This window comes from Paenibacillus aurantius, from assembly GCF_032268605.1.
GTDB classification, from domain to species: Bacteria; Bacillota; Bacilli; order Paenibacillales; family NBRC-103111; genus Paenibacillus_AO; species Paenibacillus_AO aurantius.
Genome location: NZ_CP130318.1, coordinates 514228 through 531553, shown reverse-complemented (window position 1 = coordinate 531553; position 17326 = coordinate 514228). Strand labels below are relative to the sequence as shown.

The 17326-nt window shown below is 58.1% G+C and carries 18 protein-coding genes; 1 reads left to right on the top strand and 17 read right to left on the bottom strand.

The window, feature by feature from the left end; all coding sequences use genetic code 11:
* Window positions 1-3: 3 nt before the first annotated feature.
* A complete protein-coding gene (locus MJA45_RS02675) occupies window positions 4-942 on the bottom strand; it encodes an ABC transporter permease (RefSeq protein WP_407083135.1) in 939 nt (312 codons plus the stop codon).
* A gap of 526 nt (window positions 943-1468) precedes the next feature.
* Here MJA45_RS02675 and MJA45_RS02670 point away from each other — a divergent pair.
* Complete coding sequence (locus tag MJA45_RS02670) at window positions 1469-3751, top strand: helix-turn-helix domain-containing protein (protein WP_315605759.1); 2283 nt, start codon at window positions 1469-1471, stop codon at window positions 3749-3751.
* A gap of 132 nt (window positions 3752-3883) precedes the next feature.
* Here the strand turns inward: MJA45_RS02670 and MJA45_RS02665 are convergent, their stop codons facing one another.
* The 16 genes from MJA45_RS02665 to MJA45_RS02590 form a co-directional block, all read right to left on the bottom strand.
* Entirely contained in the window at window positions 3884-4489 is a 606-nt protein-coding gene (locus MJA45_RS02665) for a histidine phosphatase family protein (protein WP_315605758.1), read from the bottom strand.
* Window positions 4490-4510: 21 nt separating this feature from the next.
* Entirely contained in the window at window positions 4511-4936 is a 426-nt protein-coding gene (locus tag MJA45_RS02660; protein ID WP_315605757.1) for an NUDIX hydrolase, read from the bottom strand.
* A gap of 367 nt (window positions 4937-5303) precedes the next feature.
* The gene (locus MJA45_RS02655; protein ID WP_315605756.1) at window positions 5304-6041 is read right to left on the bottom strand and encodes a nucleoside phosphorylase; all 738 of its coding nucleotides are present in this window, start codon (window positions 6039-6041) and stop codon (window positions 5304-5306) included.
* A 1-nt stretch (window position 6042) separates the two neighbouring features.
* Window positions 6043-6714, bottom strand: a complete 672-nt coding sequence (locus tag MJA45_RS02650; RefSeq protein ID WP_315605755.1) for a sulfite oxidase-like oxidoreductase — start codon at window positions 6712-6714, stop codon at window positions 6043-6045.
* A 24-nt stretch (window positions 6715-6738) separates the two neighbouring features.
* Window positions 6739-7656 carry an ABC transporter permease gene (locus MJA45_RS02645; RefSeq protein WP_315605754.1) on the bottom strand — a complete coding sequence of 306 codons (918 nt, stop codon included), beginning with the start codon at window positions 7654-7656 and terminating at the stop codon, window positions 6739-6741.
* Entirely contained in the window at window positions 7640-8713 is a 1074-nt protein-coding gene (locus MJA45_RS02640; RefSeq protein WP_315605753.1) for an ABC transporter permease, read from the bottom strand. The genes MJA45_RS02645 and MJA45_RS02640 overlap by 17 nt, the downstream gene beginning before the upstream one ends.
* A complete protein-coding gene (locus MJA45_RS02635; RefSeq protein ID WP_315605752.1) occupies window positions 8700-10208 on the bottom strand; it encodes an ABC transporter ATP-binding protein in 1509 nt (502 codons plus the stop codon). Before MJA45_RS02635 ends, MJA45_RS02640 begins: the two co-directional genes overlap by 14 nt.
* A gap of 113 nt (window positions 10209-10321) precedes the next feature.
* Window positions 10322-11350: a BMP family lipoprotein gene (locus MJA45_RS02630; protein WP_315605751.1), complete on the bottom strand. Its 1029-nt coding sequence runs from the start codon at window positions 11348-11350 to the stop codon at window positions 10322-10324.
* 236 nt (window positions 11351-11586) lie between these two features.
* On the bottom strand, window positions 11587-11877 hold the full coding sequence (locus MJA45_RS02625) for a hypothetical protein (protein ID WP_315605750.1): 291 nt from the start codon (window positions 11875-11877) through the stop codon (window positions 11587-11589).
* Window positions 11874-12470, bottom strand: a complete 597-nt coding sequence (locus MJA45_RS02620; RefSeq protein ID WP_315605749.1) for a nucleoside/nucleotide kinase family protein — start codon at window positions 12468-12470, stop codon at window positions 11874-11876. The genes MJA45_RS02625 and MJA45_RS02620 overlap by 4 nt, the downstream gene beginning before the upstream one ends.
* Before the next feature lie 12 nt (window positions 12471-12482).
* Complete coding sequence (locus MJA45_RS02615; protein WP_315605748.1) at window positions 12483-13013, bottom strand: GrpB family protein; 531 nt, start codon at window positions 13011-13013, stop codon at window positions 12483-12485.
* A 49-nt stretch (window positions 13014-13062) separates the two neighbouring features.
* Window positions 13063-13947 carry a serine/threonine-protein kinase gene (locus MJA45_RS02610; RefSeq protein WP_315605747.1) on the bottom strand — a complete coding sequence of 295 codons (885 nt, stop codon included), beginning with the start codon at window positions 13945-13947 and terminating at the stop codon, window positions 13063-13065.
* Window positions 13948-13958: 11 nt separating this feature from the next.
* Window positions 13959-14690, bottom strand: coding sequence for a class I SAM-dependent methyltransferase (locus MJA45_RS02605; protein ID WP_315605746.1), 732 nt, complete (start codon window positions 14688-14690; stop codon window positions 13959-13961).
* 34 nt (window positions 14691-14724) lie between these two features.
* Entirely contained in the window at window positions 14725-15297 is a 573-nt protein-coding gene (locus MJA45_RS02600; protein ID WP_315605745.1) for a hypothetical protein, read from the bottom strand.
* Window positions 15298-15326: 29 nt separating this feature from the next.
* A complete protein-coding gene (locus MJA45_RS02595; protein WP_315605744.1) occupies window positions 15327-15845 on the bottom strand; it encodes a GNAT family N-acetyltransferase in 519 nt (172 codons plus the stop codon).
* A 238-nt stretch (window positions 15846-16083) separates the two neighbouring features.
* Window positions 16084-17193: an NADH:flavin oxidoreductase gene (locus MJA45_RS02590; protein ID WP_315605743.1), complete on the bottom strand. Its 1110-nt coding sequence runs from the start codon at window positions 17191-17193 to the stop codon at window positions 16084-16086.
* Window positions 17194-17326 lie beyond the last annotated feature (133 nt).

Sequence of the window (17326 nt, the reverse complement as noted above, 5' to 3'; positions counted from 1 at the left end):
CTCCTACCATAGACTCGTTCCGTTCATTTTCCGGGCGATCCGGTTGACGGAGATAAGAAGAATGAAATTGATGACCGAGTTAAAAAGCCCGACGGCCGCCGAATAGCTGTACTGCCCGTCGATGATCCCCTTGTGATACACATGGGTGGCGATGACATCCGAAGCCGTCATGTTAAGCGAGTTCTGAAGGAGATAGACCTTCTCGAACCCGACGCTGAGCAGCGTGCCCATATGCAGAATGAGCAGGATGGTGATCGTCGGCAGAATGCCCGGCAGATTGACGTGCCAGATCCGCTGCCAGCGGGTCGCCCCGTCCACCCGTGCCGCTTCATGCAGCTGCGGGTCGATGCCGGTCAGCGCCGCCAGGTAGATGATGGAGCTCCATCCCATCTGCTGCCACACGCCCGAGAGGACATAGACGCTTTTGAACCAGGCGGGTTCTGTCAGAAAATCGATCCGGCTGCCGCCGAGCCAGGAAAGCATCAGGTTCACGAGCCCCGTCTGGGGTGACAGGAAGATGTACAGCATGCCGACCAGAACCACCGTGGATAGAAAATGCGGCGCATACGTAACCGTTTGGACCAAACGGCTGAACTTCTTCGATCGAACCTCGTTGATCATCAGGGCGAGAAGGATCGGAACGGGAAAGCCAACCACCAGCTGGTACAGCCCGATGCCAAGAGTGTTCGTGATAAGCCTCCAGAAATAATAGCTTTCGAAGAACCGCTCGAAGTGCCGGAAGCCGACCCACGGACTTCCCCAAATGCCCTTGGTGGCAATGAAGTTCTTGAAAGCGATCTGGACCCCGTACATGGGCACGTACTCGAATATGACGAAGAAGACCAGGACCGGCAGAATCAGCAGATACAGGTCCCAGTTGCGGCGAAGCCGTTTGACGATGACCGAGCTTCCCGTGCGGGACCCGGGACCCGCCTGCACCACCGGCAAGGAGGCATGCTTCCTCAAAGTGAACTCACCTGCTTTCGTCTATATATAAGGAATGGAAGAAGCTTGTAACCAAACAAGCAAGCGGTCAATGATGTCGAGCAGCGATGGATTCACGCGTTAAAACGACCGGCAAGATTCATCGTACGGAACTAATGTACGAGCCGCGTTAGCACCAGGTTAAGAAATGATTAAGCCGGCCCGCGCTTTCCGGAGTCCGTTCTAGTGCCTTCTCCGGTAACTTTGTTGGTAAGAAACCCCTCCCTATACGCACGAAAATCAAAAGCAGAACTTCATTTGCCGAAAATGCACCAGTTCTTAACGGAGCATAGCAGACGGGCACGGGGATGGGAATTGACACTTGTTCCGAAAATTAGCCCTGCCTTTGCCCACCCAAAATAAAGATAACATTCGGAAAAATAGCATATTTCCGTTCTTTTCCTCCTTCGGGTACAATACAGGGAGCCTAGCGAGCTTTAATTAATAAGAAAGGCTTATTCTAACCGATAAGGGAGTCATCCTTGTGAGGAACTGGGCCATTTGGAACCGCCAGACCCTGGTGTTCAAGCTATTCATAAGCTTTCTCGGCATCATCCTGCTGTTCTCCCTATTCAACTCGCTGTCCCTCCATCTCTTCAACCGGGGCGTTCAGAAGGAAGTGATTCAATACAACCGCCTTATGCTCCACAATACGGCCGAGCGGTACCGGACCCACCTGGAACGGGTAAAAACCCTGTTGTTCGACATCTATAACAGCGAATATACGGTGGCGTTCAACCGTCAGCTGCATGCGCAGGATCCGGCCGACCCGGAAATTTGGAAAGCCGCGGACGTGCTCAAGGTGCTCCGTCCCCAAGCCTTTAACCCCATGTTCTACCTGAACAACCTGCTCGTTTACTACCAAACGGGGGATATCGTGGTGGAGAAGGAAGGGACGGTCGGAGCGGAGATGATGTTCTCACGCTTCTATTCAAGCAAAGCCTATCCGTACTCCTACTGGAAGGGGGAGCTCGGGAGAAGCGGCAGCTACAAGCTTCATCCCGAAGCCGAATTCACGGTGAGCGGGCTCAATTCCACGGCTGCCGTTCCCCTGATTCCTTTTTCCTTCCGTATGCCTTCCTCGGATTACCTGGTCGTCGCGCTGCTCGATGCGAAGCAGCTGCAGGAGGCGTTCTACGGAACGGAGGATGACCGGCAGTTCTTCATCCGCCGGGAGGACGGCACCCTGCTGTACCGTTCCTCTGATGCGCTTTCCGACGCCGATATTCCCTCGTTCGCCAGCGGCCCGGACTACCTGCTCGCCAACAGCTATTATTTCTTTGCGGAGAAGGACTCCGCTTCGGACCTGACTTATATCGTCGCCGTCCCGACCGCGAGCATCACCTCCCGGGTCCGCAACGCCAGCCTGACCCTGTTCGTGATCTTCGCGGTCTCCGTCGTCATCGGCATTCTGGCCTCGATCCTCTTCAGCCGGCAGATCCACCGGCCCGTGAAGCAGATGGTCTCCTCCATCCTCCGGCGCGACCCGGTCCAGCTGCGCAGCTCCATTCAAGAATTCGATCTCATTCACCGGAATCTCCGGGAGCTCATGAGGGAGAAGGAAACCATTCACCGAGAAATGCTCGGCCAGCGCTCACTCTTGACGAGCTTCCGCTACATCAATAAATTAAAGGCGATCACCTCGGATATTAACGAATGGAAGGATATCGCCACCATGGAGGAGCCTTTCGTTCTGGTGCTCTATCAGCTTCACTTCCGGACGCAGCCCGTTTCCGAGAACGGACTGAAGACGGACCGGATGGCCTACTACATCCAGGAATACATCAACCTCGTCATTTCGGAACGGATGCCGGCCGCCCATACGTTCCAGATCGAGAACAACCAGATTCTCTCGCTCATTCCGGGAGAACGGGTGCCGGAGGCGCTCGAGGAAGTGCTCGGCATGCTGATCACGATTCTCGACCGGGACAAGGCTTATCTTCTCGTCACGGTCGCTGTCAGCCCCGTCTTCCCTGCTTCGTCCCCCTTCAGCAAGGCCTATCAGGAGGTCGTGGAGCTGGCCCGCCAGGCACGTCCGCTCGAGGAGAACCAGATTATCCGCGAACGCCGGGACGTTCCGGAGCTGCTTCTGCTGACCGTCGCCCAGGAGCAGGAGCTGTACGCCAACCTGCAGGCGGGCAATGACGGCTTCTGCGTCTCCTTCATGGAACGAATCCTCGACTCCATGGACCGGAAGGGGGCGAGCATCCGCCAGCTCCGGGAATTGGCGGCTGGGGTTACCGCGAGGGTGGCCAAAATTCTCGAGCCCTACGGGGCGGACGCGGAGGCCGCACCCGGGCAGCGGGAGCAGGAGGCCCTCCAAGACTGCTTCACCCTGGAGCAGTTCAAGCGGTTTTACCGGGAGCTGTTTCATAAGGCGGCTTCCCTCATCCAGTCCCGTAAGGAGGAGCAGGACGCCACGGTCGCTTTCGTCCTGGAGTACATCGAGAGCCGTTACGCGGATGATCTGTCTTTAGACCAGCTGGCCGACAAGCTCAACCTCTCCATGGCCTATCTCTCGGTCTACATCAAGGAGAAGACCGGTGCCAACTTCAGCGAGCATGTGAACGCCGTGCGCATCCGCCAGGCGAAGGAGATGCTGGCGGCCACCGACCTGAGCGTGCAGGAGATCAGCGCCCGGATCGGCTACCGCAATGTCACCTCCTTCATCCGCATGTTCAAGAAGATAACCGGCCTTCCGCCCGGCGAATACCGCAAGCAGGAGCGGCTCCGGTCCGCTTCCGGTCCGGCCGGCTCCTCCCTCTGACGGGGCGGGGAGGGCCGGACCGAAAGAAAGCCCCATGACCCGGTTCTCTTGAGAAGAGAGCCGGGTCATGGGGCTTTTGAGGATGGAGTAAAGTGGACTGGGATAGAGACCTTTTCTTAAACACGTTAGTTATTAAACGGATGAATGCTTCTCGGGGTGAACCGCCTCGGGGCTCCACAGCCTTTCGATCGATTCCAGGTGGCGGCCGTCGAAGGTCATCCGGTAAACATCCGGGCGGGACGTTTCCTGCCAGAAGGCATAATCGCACCCGGGCTCGTAATGGTTCATCAGGATGGTCATGATGTTCCCGTGGGTGCCGATGGCCACCGCCCGCCCCTCATACTCCTCGAGAAGCTCTTCGAGTATCGGCAGCGCCCTTAAGCGGGCTTCCTTTGTCGTTTCGCCGCCCTCGAGGGCGTAATCGTGGTCCGTAAAGGACCGCTCAATCGCGTTCCGGATCTCCTCCCACGGGGCCTCGCTCTCCTCGCCGCCAATCAGCCGCTCCCGGAGGCCTTCATACTCCCGGATCGGCAGCCCCCGGCTCTCGGCCAGCGGCTGTACCGTCTGGACCGCCCGGGCGTACGAGCTCGACACCACGCCGTCCACCGGGAGGTCCTTCAGCCGTTCGGCGATCTGCCGGGAAGCGGCCGCTCCGGCCGCCGACAATCCCCGGGTGCGTTCCTGCCCCGGCACATAAGGCGAATCGGCGTGCCTGACCATGTAAAGGATCGTTTTCATAGGTATACCCCCCGTCCTTCCTTATATCGCCTTCTGGTTGGAGAACTCGACGTAGAATGGCTGCCCTTCCGGGTTCAGGCAGGCTTCGATCCGTTCCCGAAACGTCGGCCATGTGACCATCTGCAGGGCTTCCTCTATCGGATAGTAGCCGGCTTCAAGCGCCTCCGTTGTAGGAACCGGTTCCCCTCCGACGGGCTTCGCCAGAAAGAGCGAGTTGCAGATCCCGCCGGACACGTTCTGGTAAATGCCGCAGAAGCGGACAATTTCGATATCGACGCCCGCCTCCTCCTTCGTTTCCCGGATGGCGGCTTGAGCAAGGGATTCCCCGACCTCCACCTGGCCTCCGGGCATTTCCCAGCCTCTTCGGGGCCCCTTGATCAATAAAATCTTGTTATCCGCATTAACGACGATAGCCGCGGCGGAAATAATGTGCTTGGGTGGCTGCATGGGCAGGGCCTCCTTGGTTTTTGGTCATCTGGTCGAGATTCCTCGTCATCACGGAAAGTCGCTTAAATTGTAAGTCGTTTCCAGCCTAAAAACAACACGTATATTACCACTGTAGCGAGTGCCTTATCCGGTAACTTTGCTGGCGAGAAAACCTCTTAATGCGCACGAAAAAATAGTAAAAAAGCAGAATATCATTTGCGGATAAGGCACTAAACAACACCTTTCCCACACCCCCTCCCTTATCAAGGGCACGAAAAAAAGCACGGCCAAGCGTATCCACGCCCAGCCATGCTTCCTGATTCTCGGTAACGGTATGCCTCGGGATGGGAGCCGACGAAGGACGGCCCCCATGTCCGGGTGCTCCGCTTTACTCTGCGTTCTTCTTGGCCAGCTTAACCACCGCACGGAGCGCCGCGGCAATCTCGGCTTCTACCGCCTTCGTTACGACATCGCGATGCGGATTATACCCCTCATCCACGGCGGTGGAATCGCCATCCAGGGCCAGAATGGCCCCGGCCCGGACCCCGCGCAGCATCGCTACCACATACAAGGCCGCAATTTCCATCTCTACGGCGAGAACACCGGCTTTGCGGTACGTCTCATGGGGCAGCTCGACTACGCCGCTGAAGAAAGCGTCCATCGTCAGCGTGACGCCCTTCCCGACCTCGCCTGGAGCATCCACTTCCAGCGCCGCTTCATACAGGGCTTCGGTCACCCGGCTGTCCGCCACCGCAGGAAAAGCGAGCGGCACCAGCTGCCGGGTCAGCCCTTCCTCCCGGACGGCGGCCGTACTCACGATCAGGCTCCCCGTCCTATACGACGACAGGGATCCGGCCGTACCGATCCGAATGATCGTCTTGACCCCGGCCTTGGCCAGCTCCTCGAAGCAGACGGCCGCACCCGGCGATCCGACACCGTGGCTGACCACGGCGAGCTTCACCCCTTCGTACGTCCCCGTGAAGGTTCGGTACTCGCGTGCATGGGCCAGCTCTTTGGCGTCCGTCAATTTCTTCGCAATCTCTTCGGCCCGGAACGGATCGCCGCACACGAGGGCATAGTCGGGCATATCGGCAGGATCGACCCGCAATATAGGCAGCAGTGCCATCTCAATCAAACTCCTTCTTGGTCCATTCGTCTTCCGGAATCGGCAGCGCTTCGCCGGAGAAGCGTTCCTCCCGAAACGGATCGGCCACATTGTGAAACCCGTTGCGCTCCCAGAAGCCCGGCCGGTCTTCCTTCATAAATTCCATCCTGCGCACCCACTTGGCGCTCTTCCAGAAATACAGATGCGGAACGACCATGCGGAGCGGAAAGCCGTGCTTATCCGTAAGCGGCTTGCCGTCGTACCGGAAGGCCAGCAGCACATCGTCCCGAAGGAGATCCTCCAGCGGAACGTTCGTCTCGTACTCCTCGTCCGCATGAAACATGACATACTTGGCTTCCGGCTTAACGTCCAGCAGGGCTAGAAAATCTTTGAACCGGACTCCCTCCCAGGCCGTATCGAACTTGGACCAGCGGGTCACACAATGAATATCGCAGGTTACGGTTGTTTGTGGCAGCGCCTGGAGCTCTTCCAGGGTAAAGGAGCGCTCCGTGCCGACCTCTCCGAATACGTCGAGACGCCATTCACTCAGATCGTAGACAGGCACTTCCCCTTCATGGAGAATCGGAAACCGTTCCGTCAGCATTTGGCCCGGGGGCAGCCGATGCTTGAACTCCTCCCTGACCGTCACTTGGGGAACCTTTGCTTTCTTCAGCTTGTCCGCTTTGTCATGCATCGCTATTCACCCTTTCGCTTCTGCTTATTGACCGCCGATGCGGCCGGATTGCCGCAGGTAGCCTTTATCCTTCACCACAAACATGACGACAATGGTCATAACATAAGGAAGCATCATCGTAAAATGCGTCGGCAGCGCGAGCCCCTGCAGCCGGATGCTGACCGCATCCATAAAGCCGAACAGGAGGCTGGCGGCCGTGACGCCGAGCGGGCTGCTCTGGCCGAGCATCGTGGCGACGAGGGCAATAAAGCCGCGGCCGGACGTCATGTTCTCGGCGAACAGCGTGACCTGACCGAGCGACAGCTGCGCGCCGGCCAGGGCACACAGGACCCCGCTGGCCAGGACAGCCGCATACTGGTAGCGCTTGACGCGGAGGCCGAGGCTTTGCGCAGCCTGCGGATTTTGCCCGGACGCCATCAGACGGAACCCGAATACCGTGCGGAACAAGACGAACTGCAGGACGAAGGCCAGTACGAACGCGAGGTAGACGAGCGGGGAATGCCCCGATAGGATGTCCCCGAGAACGGGAATATCCTTTATAAGCGGAATGTGCCACTCGGGCAGCCCCACCATGGTTTTATCATAATATTGCCCTTTTACGCCAAAGACGCTGAAGAGCAAAAACGCCGTAAGGCCGCTGGCCAAGAAATTGATGGCCACCCCGACAATGATCACATTCGCCTGCAGCTGAATGCTCAAGTAGGCGAACAAGAGCGCGACGAGCCCTACGCAGACGCAGGCGAACAGAATGGCGAGCAGGACGCTGCCGAACAAATAGTTGCCGAGAATCGCCGTGAACGCGCCGGTGAGCATCATGCCCTCCAGCGCCACGTTGAACAGACCGACGCGGGCGCATAGCGCTCCACCGAGTGCGGCCAGAAGCAATGGGGCTACGACGCGTATCGTCGAATTCAGCAGTGACCAATCAAGCAGCGTTTCCATCCGCACCCCTCCTTGCTTTCCTGCGGCTGATGAAGGCAAACGTAAGTCTGGCCGATACAAACAGGATCAACGCCGCCTGAATAATGTTGGAGATCTCAAGCGGAACCTCCGTATTGCGCTCAACGCCCATGCCGCCTGTCTGGAGAGCTGCAAGCAGAATGGCCGCAAAAACGGTGCCGATCGGATTCGATCCGGCGATCAGCGTCGCCATGATGCCCGACCAGGCAAAGCCGGGAGCGCTCAGCATGTTATCGATATAGCGGTATTGCGTGCCCAGCACCTCGAATGTCCCGGCGAGTCCGGCAAGGGCCCCGCTCGCGAGCATGCTCAGCAGCATGACGCGGCCGCGGCGGACGCCGCCGTACCCGGCAAAGAGCGGGTTGCTGCCCAGCATGCGGATCTCGTAGCCTTTTACCGTATAGCGCAAGTACCAAGCCATTCCGATGGCGGCCAAGACGGCAACCAGGAAGCCGATATGCAGCGTCGTGCCGGACATGATTTTGGGCAGCCATAGGCTTTTGTCCAGCATCGCCGTCTGGGAAGCTCCGGTGCTCGCCTTGTCCTTCAACGGGAAGGAAACGAGATAGCCGGCGAACAGAGCCGCGATATAGTTGAACAAGAGGGTCGTGATGAGGAGATTCATCCGGAAACGGGTGTCCAGCCAGCCGGCCAGCGCCGACCACAATCCCCCGGCGAGCATCCCGGCAACAAGCGCGCAAACCAGCTTCAAGGCCGCGGGTCCCGGGACATACAGGGCAGCCAGCGCGGCGGACAGAGCGCCCAGAATCATTTGGCCTTCAGCGCCAAGGTTGAAGAATCCGGCCCGGAACGCGAGCGAGGCTCCGAGACCGACCAGAATGATGGGAGTCGCCCGGGCCAGCGTACTGGCCGTAAAGTAACTGCTTCCGAAGGCCCCCTTCGCCATCTCCGCATACGTCTCGAGGACCGAGCCGCCGACGGCTATAATCATCACGGCCCCGACGATGAGACCGAGCACTATAGCCAACAGCGGTTGGAGTAGTCCGCGAAGGTAAGTCATCATCTTATCCTGCTTCATGGATCGTCCCTCCCGCCATCAGAATGCTGATTCGTTCCTCGGTCGCTTCTTGCGCTGTCAGCTCACCGGCGATCCGTCCCTCGAACATCACGAGGATGCGGTCGGACAGCTGCAAAATCTCCGTCAGCTCAGACGAGACGAGCAGGACGGCTCCCATCTCCCGGCGGCGCTGCAGCAACGCTTCATGGATGATCTCCATGGCCCCAATATCCACACCCCGGGTCGGCTCGGCCGCGATGACGAACGGGGTGCCGTGCGCCATCTCGCGGGCCACGATCAGCTTCTGCATGTTCCCGCCGGAGAGGTGCTTGGCCTTCGTCTCCAGTGAGCCGGTCTTTACCTTGAAGGTGTCAATGAAACGGCTGACCGTCTCGCGGATTTTCCCTTCCCGAAGCAGGCCGCTGCGGCTGTGCGTCGGAAGGTGGCCCATAATGCCGTTGTCCGCCACGCTCTCCTCCTTGGAGGAGCCCCAGCTGTACCGGTCTTCCGGAATATGAGCCAGGCCGGCGTTTCGCACCTGGAGCGGGAGCGCGTTCGTGACATCCGTCCCATTCACCATAATCCGTCCTTGGTCGATGCGGCGCAGCCCGGCGATGGCTTGAATCAATTCCGATTGGCCGTTGCCCGATACGCCGGCAATCCCGACAATCTCGCCAGCATGCACTTGGAAATGGACGCGGTCCAGAAGCGGCTTTGCCCCTTTTCCGCCTTGAATCGTCACGTTCTGCACATCCAGAATTCCCTCGCCGGGCTCTACCGCCTGCTTGTTCCGCCGCTGAAGCTCCCGGCCTACCATTAAGCGGGAAAGCTCCTCTTCGTTCGTATCCTTGGCCTCCATAACGCCCGTCACGCGGCCGTCCCGGAGGACCGTGATGCGGTCCGCGGCGTGAATGACTTCCTGCAGCTTGTGGCTGATCAGAATAAAGCTGATGCCCTGCTGGGCCAGCCCTTTGATCGCCTTCAGCAGCCATTCGACCTCAAGCGGAGTCAAGGCACCGGTCGGCTCGTCCAGAATGACGATCTTGGCGCCTTGGCCCAGCACCTTCAGAATCTCCACCCGCTGCTGGATCCCGACCGGGCAATCCCCCATCGTCTGCCAAGGGTCAACGGGCATGCCATACTTGTCCGACAAGGCCTTCACTTCCGCGGCGGCCGCCTTGCGGTCAAAGACGAGGCCGGCTTTCGGCTCCCGGCCGATCACGATATTCTCGGCGACCGTAAACTCCGGGAAGAGCATGAAATGCTGGTGCACCATCCCGATCCCGGCGGCGATGGCGTCTTTGGGCGAGTCCAGCTTCAGCTCCCGGCCGTTCAGCAGGATCCTCCCGGAGGTCGGCGTCTCCTCGCCGTACAGAATCCGCATCAGCGTAGACTTCCCCGCCCCGTTCTCGCCGATCAGCGCGTGCACCTCGCCCTCGGCAAGCGTGAAGTCCAGCTGATCGTTGGCGGTCAGGTTGCCGAACCGCTTCGTAATTTTTTCCAGCTGCAGCAGCATGTCCCTACTCCCTTCTGACTCAGATTGCGGCTTTCTTCTGTCTTTAACGATACGTCAGGAAACAAGACAAACCGGCTGCGTGGTGGGCAACCGGTTCGGAGGAGGGAGATCCCTTAAGGAGCTAGCGGGTTCTTCACCTTGATCGCGCCCGATACGATATCGTCGCGAATTTTTTTGAGCTTGTCCACGTTCGCTTGTCCGATGAACGGACTCAGCTTGGACTTGGAGTCGGCCGTAACAAAGGTTACGCCTACGCCGTTTTCTTTCAGACCGTAGCTGATGGAGCCGTACGTGAATTTCCCTTGGGCAAAATCCTTCGCTGTCTCGTATGTCACGGTATCCGTTTCCTTCAGCTGGGACAGGACGATGTGCTCGGGATCTTCCCCGGTACGGTCCGTATCCTGACCGGCTGTGTAGAAGTTCTTCTCTTTGGCGGCCTGGAACACGCCCGAATCGCCTACCGCGGCCATCCCGGCAACGAAGTCCGCGCCTTGCGAGTATTGAAGCAGCGCAAGCTCCTTCGCTTTGGCCGGATCCGTAAATCCGCCTACGTAGTTAACCAGGAATTTCGCGTTCGGGTTGGTCGATTTCAGGCCTTGCTCAAAGCCGGACGTATACTTCTTGAGCAGCGGCGCATCCATGGCGACGATCGCGCCGACCGTATTCTTCTTCGTCGAAAGACCGGCCGCCGCTCCGAGGAGGTAGGCCGCTTCATGCTCGCGGAACTCGATGCTGCGTACGTTCGGCGCATCGACGACCGTGTCGATAATCGCGAACGCCTGCTTCGGGTTCTCGGCTGCGACTTTGGTTAAGGCATCGGCTGCGGAGAACGCGGCCGTAATGATCAGATCATACTTCTCGGCAACCGCCGCGCGGAGGTTCTGCTCCACTTGGGTCGGGTCCGCCGATTCAATCACTTTCGTCTGGAGGTTGAATTCCTTGGCTGCTTTATCGAGACCTTCCTGCATCTGCGTAAAGAATTGGTTCACGCCGATCTTCTCGGGCGTTACCAGGACGACACGCTTCTTGGCGTTATCGGAAGAACCGCCGCCGCTCGTGCCCTCTTCCTTTTTAGCGCCGCATCCGGCGAGCACCGCGACCATCATGACTAAGACGAGCGCTGCGAGTGACCACTTTTTCATTTTTCTCTCCCCTGCCTGCTTTCAATAAAATACTCTCTCTACTAATTTAGTTGGATAAAGCGACAATGTCAATCGGATTTCTTTTTCCTTCGACATCTTTCGATAAGGTTTACCATCAAAATAAAGCCGCATTTCTGCGACTTTCGGACTCTGCGTCCATTACGTTACTCCAATATTTTTCAGCTGTATTAGCAAGGATGGATTCATGGAAAAGGAAGCCCCGTCCCCATTGCTTCTCATTCATCTAATTCGTCTGCTAGTGGGTTATCGTTGATAAAGGTCCGGTAGAGCTTACGGTCCAGGTATTCCAGCACGACGATAAGGATCAGCCAGGTGATCCATCTTCCTTTGAAGCTGAACGGTTGGAACGGACGGGTCCATTGGGCAAGGATGATTCCTACCAAGCATCCTACGTAACCCGGAAGGGAAAATCCCCTTCCTATTAAAGCCTGCAGCCCTGCAAGGGCAGCCATGGCCGCCGCTATCAGCATCAGTCGCAGGAAATGGTATAGATTCAGGGAGCTCACCTTGATCCCCTCCTTTTTATTAGATCTGTGGCTAGAAGGAGGCCGGCCATTTCTTCCACCGACAGCGTACCGTCGATCGGCAGGTCGGAGCGGGGCCGTGTGTTCTCCAGCATATGAAGGTACGCCGGTCTTCCCCGTTTTAAGTAACCGGTTAGATCGGCTAGAATTTCCTCTGCTGACGCTTGAGGACAGTCCCGCAAAATCCTTCTGGCGAGCGCGATATCCAAGGGGGTGTCCACAAAAACAGTCAGGTCGATAAGACCCGCTAACGCCGGATAGTCGCGGCCAAAAGGATAATCCAGCCAAACATACTCCACCCAATCTTGTTCTATAAAATGAAGGAGGTCGGCAAGAAGCGGCTCCAGCTTCCACTCGGCAGGGTCGCCTCCCCGCTCTATCCATTCGCAAATATCTTCGGGACCCTCGAGTTCATAGTCGTCAAAATGCAATGCCGCGGAACCCGGAACACTCTTGCTCATGTGCTTCGTAAACGTTGTTTTCCCGCCTCCCGACACCCCGGATATGCTGATGATGAGCGGCCTTTTCCCAGGTGAAACCGAGTCTTGGGTGAGCGCTGTTCCAGGTACCTTCATTCCGCCAACTCCTCATTCCGCAAGGGGAGGCCCTCCTTCCATCCTCGCCCGCTTCAGAATTTCTTCAATAAAAGGCCCCTTCGCTTCCGTATACTGGACTCTGTCGTGCTGATACCTCTCTGCCAGTCTCCCCTTCAGGGACTGGTACTCCGCGGCAGCCTCCGGATGCCTGATCAAGTACTGCTTAAAAAGCAGCTGGTCCACCCAGTGCTTTCCCTGGTAGCGATACACATGCAGATGATGGGTTCCGGCCCTCCACTCTCCTCTGCGGAAAAAAAGCCGTTCCGGGAAATGAGGATGAGGCACGAAAAGGTAGCCAATCCGCTCCAGGAGATGAAGATGCCGGTCGTTCACCTTCTCCAAGTCCTCCACGCCCGCCATGATGTCGATCACCGGCTTGGCCGCCAGCCCAGGGACCGATGTGCTTCCGATGTGCTCTATCCCTTGGACAATATCCGCCAGAGCTTCGGCTATGGCTGTCCGCTCCTGTTCATACTGCCGGACCCATTGTGGGTTATGGTCCGTGATCACGACCTGCTCCATGATGTCCCCTCCCGTCGTTACACTTCTACCATTCCTGCGCTTTAAGCCCTTACAGAAATCGGTCTCCCGCCCCTCCGGCCTGCCTCCAAGAGGCCTGAAGCTCCGCCAGTGACCCGTAACGGCTCGCCCGGTCAGGCTCTACCGCTTTGGCGGCCACCCGGTACAGGTTCTCTCCGGCCTCCCATTTTTCCAGAGACCGGTCCTGCTCCCCTCCAAGCAGCACAAAGGCCGTCGCTCCCATGTTGTACACATTGGTGATCTCGTCGATATCCGCCCCGAGTTCGAATTCCTCCGGAGCCATGAACCGGGAGGAGCCCCACATCCTTCCCATCTCGTTCACGAAGGGCCGCGTTGTGTAAAAGTCAATATCGCAAATCTTGGTGGTATCGGTCTTGAAATCATAAAGCAGGCTGCCATCATAAAAGTCGATCGCCACATACCCTTGCCGGGCGGCATGCACATGAAATGTGAGGATATTGTTTATCGAGGCGAGCCGTCTCTCAAGCGGAAGCTGGCGGTACCGGTAAAAGGGAGAGTCCGGGTGCGTGTATTTGGCAGGAGGCGGGTAGCTCCAATGGGGGTGCAGGTTCTCTCCCTCCGCCCAGTCGAATACCGCTGCATATCCCTCCGGCGTTTGAAAATGGTCCACCAAGCGAATCAGATGCTCATGCTCCAAAGCTTCATAAACCGGGACCGCCTGCGTAAGACGCCGGATGGCGTCGGTGGGATTCCCCTCGTAAGCCACCGGGCGGGCCCCGGCGTATTTGACGAAGCTTCGCTTGCCGTCCTTCATGAGGCCGAACGAAAGATTGCCGGAATCCTGCTGATCGAATACGGCGAAGACCTCTCCCCTTTCCAGCAGCCATCCAAAATCATGGGAGGCCTGCAGGGGAAAGGAAACAGACGATAAGGTTACGGTTACAGGGTTGGTCAACGGCTCACTCCTCAGCTAGGTATAGATTTATTTACTTCCGGTTTACGGAACACATAAGTCAAACAGTCGCCTTTCAAATAAATGGCTCGGCCGTCCCGCTCAATCTCATACTGCAGGCTTCGGACCGTGGTGTACCGGATGTCCCAGCCTGCGTAGCTGGACAACAGCAGCTCCCGGGTGTACCCGGTCGTGAGGTTCAGCTCATAGTAAGGATCCAGCGCTTCTCCGGTCACCTTGTCGACCTCCTCCACCTGGGTGCTCATGATCAGGCAGTTGATGCCGCCCTCCCTCGTCCCCCGGGCCATGCGGTCCAGCACCTGGATAAGCTTCACTTCCGACTCCACGTGCTCCAATGCTGACACGGCGATGATATAGTCGAAGCCCTTCTCCTCAATTGCATAATCCCCGATATCCGAATGCTCGGTGGTTATGTACTCCTTCACGCCGAACTCCCGACTGTAGCCCTCCAGCTTCTGCAGGGCTCTATCGAGCAGGTCGACACAGACGACTTGGCCGGTCCGCCCTTTTAGCGCCTGGGCCATAGGAATGCTGTTGCGGCCTACTCCGCAGCCGAGATCGAGAATGTTCAGGACCGGGCGATTTTGAAACTCCTTCAGCGTGTCCATCACCGTCTTCACCGGCTTAGCCAGCCAGGAGCCCGCCTCGAACAAACGGTAATTGTCATAGCAGGCCTCGTGGTAGTTTTTTTCCGCCTCGCGGATTTTGGCGAGTCTTGGGTTCATGGCTTCCTCCTGTTTTTCGTAGGGATGACTTCATCTAGCTCTTAGCTCGCCGGCTCATACGCAGAATGACCAGCAAAGCAATCGCAAGCAAAGCGACACCGGCTCCCGCGTAGAGCAGCATCCGGGGCATCGGCCAACCTCTCGCCTCGGGTTCCGGAGTCCCGTTGTCCACGATGGGCGTCCCGGCTCCCAGCATAGCCAGATCCCCTGCGGCCGCCGTCACCAGCCCGTTTCCGCTGCACAAGTTGGTCTGCAGCCTGCTGTCGTTTCCATAATAGGAATAGACCAAATACCTCTCACCGGGAACAAAAGAATACCCGCAGGATGCCCCACCCCCGTCGTAGCTGTACACCGTCCGGTATTTCTCGCTGACGCCCTTCCATGCCTGGTCCACCTCAAACGTATATTTTCTTAAAAGGCCGTGTTCGAACTTGCTGGTGCCTCCTTTCTCCACGACCCGGCCCGTGAAGACCGCATCCATCGTCTGCAGCCTGCTAGTGGCATCGGACTTTGCACAGCTGCACGCATGAACCGGGTTCGCAGGATAAAAGGGTAACCCGGCGAATAAAAGGGCCAAGCCAAGAAGCAGCGCATATCTCTTAGGCATGATGTCCCTCCTTTGGTTTCGATCTGTTATTACAAAAAAGCCTCGGGATACTTCAGCTCGCCGCGAACCCGGCTCCAGCCCCCCTCTTTCAACTCGAGCCCCATGAAAACCTCATCCGGGACAGGAAACTGCTTCAGCTCTAGCCCTAAGGGGCGGGCGGGACGGAAACCGAACCTGGGGTAATACTCGGGATGCCCGATCAGCAGAAGGACGTCATAGTCGAGCTGACGGCACCGGCTCAGGCCTTCCTCGATCAGCCGGCCGCCGATGCCCTGTTTCTGACGGCTCGGTTCCACCGCAATCGGGGCCAGTACCAGCACTTCATGGACGCTCCCTTCCCCCACGACCTCCGCTTTGCTGATTAGCAAATGACCGATGATCGTTCCCTCTTCTTCGGCAACCAGGGAGAGGGAGGGCAGGAACCCTTTGCTTTTCCGGATTCGGTCGACCAGATTGGCTTCGTCCTCCCGGTTTCCAAAGGCGCGGATGTTAACCTCCCTGATACCTCCATAATCTTTTTCGGTTTCGGTTCGTATGATGATGGTCATAAAAAACGGCCTCCTCTGCCTCAGCTTTGGCGCACAAGGCTTACTGGATTCCTAGCGGACTCCTCTCTCTAACCGACGAGTTAACCTTTCGTAAAGTTACACCCCGAGACACATAATTCCAACTTTATCCAAATTCTTTCGGGAGTGTCAAGCACAAAAAGGCCTCCCCGGAGGGAAGCCTCTTCTCATGCGTCTTATTCAACGTACAGCTTTTCGTCTAAAACAGCCACTCCAAAACTTACACCAACCGGCCAAGATCCTCTGCCCTGTAAGGAAGCAGCCGGTCCGTTTCTCCCCGGCGGATCTTCTCCGGCCACTCCGGATCGGAGATCAGGACCCGGCCGATCGCGACCAGATCGAATTCCCCTGCTTCCAACCGATCCACGAGCCCCCCGATCCCGGAGGTATCGGCTGTCCTCGCCCCGGTGAATTCCGCATCCAGCCCCACCGATCCGACGGTAATGACCGGCTTGCCGGTGATTTTCTTCGTCCAGCCGGCGAGGTTCAGGGACGAGCCTTCGAATTCAGGCTCCCAGTACCGCCGCGTGGAAGCGTGGAAGAGATCCACGCCCGCCTCGGTGAGCGGCGTGAGGAAGGCCTCAAGTTCCGCCGGCGTATTCACCAGCTTGGCTTCGTAGTCGCTCATCTTCCACTGCGAGAACCGGAACCCGATCGGGAAATCCGGCCCAACGGCACGTCTTGCGGCTTTGATCGCCTCTACCGCGAACCGGGTGCGTTTCACGAGGTCTCCGCCGTACTCATCCGTCCGCCGATTCGTCTTCTCCCAGAAAAACTGATCGATAAGGTAACCGTGAGCGCCGTGCAGCTCGATGCCGTCAAAGCCGGCCGCCTTGGCATCCGCCGCGGCTTGCCCGTAAGCCTCGATCAGGGCTTCGATCCGGGCGGTACTCAGCGGCTCGGTGACTTGCTCGCCGTCAAGGGACAGACCGGACGGGCCGACGGGAGGCTCCTCGGGATTCGGCGAATCCCCGGCTTTGCGGGCCATCCCCACATGCCACAGCTGCGGCATAATCCGTCCGCCCGCCTCGTGAACAGCGCGGGCTACGTTCCTCCATCCGGCCAGTGCCGCTTCCCCATAGAAGCTCGGCAAAGTGGCCCCGGAACCGGCGGCCGGGTCGTTGATCAGCGTGCCTTCCGTAATGATGAGCCCGGTGCCGTGGCGGGCCCGGCGCGCATAATAGGCGGCGACGTCTTCGCCCGGCACTCCCTGCGGCGAGAAGCCGCGCGTCATCGGCGCCATCACGAGCCGATTGGCAAGCTGAAGCGGGCCTATCGAGAACGGCTGGAACAAGGCCTCGGCTTGGTTGGTTTTCGGTTGATTGGACATGGTAACACCTCCATGAATGATCGGGCGGCCCCATGAAGGAGCCTTTCCCCTGTAACTAGCAGGTAACCCATGCTGTTAGTTTCCGCTGACGTTCCCCTCTTTATCTATAACAAATATAGTCACAGTTAGGGCA

What these genes read in the sequence shown, in the direction of transcription:
- MJA45_RS02665 (WP_315605758.1), bottom strand. Translation starts at nt 4,489, where the DNA reads ATGAAAACGATCCTTTACATGGTCAGGCACGCCGATTCGCCTTATGTG.
- MJA45_RS02660 (WP_315605757.1), bottom strand. Translation starts at nt 4,936, where the DNA reads ATGCAGCCACCCAAGCACATTATTTCCGCCGCGGCTATCGTCGTTAAT.
- MJA45_RS02655 (WP_315605756.1), bottom strand. Translation starts at nt 6,041, where the DNA reads ATGGCACTGCTGCCTATATTGCGGGTCGATCCTGCCGATATGCCCGAC.
- MJA45_RS02650 (WP_315605755.1), bottom strand. Translation starts at nt 6,714, where the DNA reads ATGCATGACAAAGCGGACAAGCTGAAGAAAGCAAAGGTTCCCCAAGTG.
- MJA45_RS02645 (WP_315605754.1), bottom strand. Translation starts at nt 7,656, where the DNA reads ATGGAAACGCTGCTTGATTGGTCACTGCTGAATTCGACGATACGCGTC.
- MJA45_RS02640 (WP_315605753.1), bottom strand. Translation starts at nt 8,713, where the DNA reads ATGAAGCAGGATAAGATGATGACTTACCTTCGCGGACTACTCCAACCG.
- MJA45_RS02635 (WP_315605752.1), bottom strand. Translation starts at nt 10,208, where the DNA reads ATGCTGCTGCAGCTGGAAAAAATTACGAAGCGGTTCGGCAACCTGACC.
- MJA45_RS02630 (WP_315605751.1), bottom strand. Translation starts at nt 11,350, where the DNA reads ATGAAAAAGTGGTCACTCGCAGCGCTCGTCTTAGTCATGATGGTCGCG.
- MJA45_RS02620 (WP_315605749.1), bottom strand. Translation starts at nt 12,470, where the DNA reads ATGAAGGTACCTGGAACAGCGCTCACCCAAGACTCGGTTTCACCTGGG.
- MJA45_RS02615 (WP_315605748.1), bottom strand. Translation starts at nt 13,013, where the DNA reads ATGGAGCAGGTCGTGATCACGGACCATAACCCACAATGGGTCCGGCAG.
- MJA45_RS02605 (WP_315605746.1), bottom strand. Translation starts at nt 14,690, where the DNA reads ATGAACCCAAGACTCGCCAAAATCCGCGAGGCGGAAAAAAACTACCAC.
- MJA45_RS02600 (WP_315605745.1), bottom strand. Translation starts at nt 15,297, where the DNA reads ATGCCTAAGAGATATGCGCTGCTTCTTGGCTTGGCCCTTTTATTCGCC.
- MJA45_RS02595 (WP_315605744.1), bottom strand. Translation starts at nt 15,845, where the DNA reads ATGACCATCATCATACGAACCGAAACCGAAAAAGATTATGGAGGTATC.
- MJA45_RS02590 (WP_315605743.1), bottom strand. Translation starts at nt 17,193, where the DNA reads ATGTCCAATCAACCGAAAACCAACCAAGCCGAGGCCTTGTTCCAGCCG.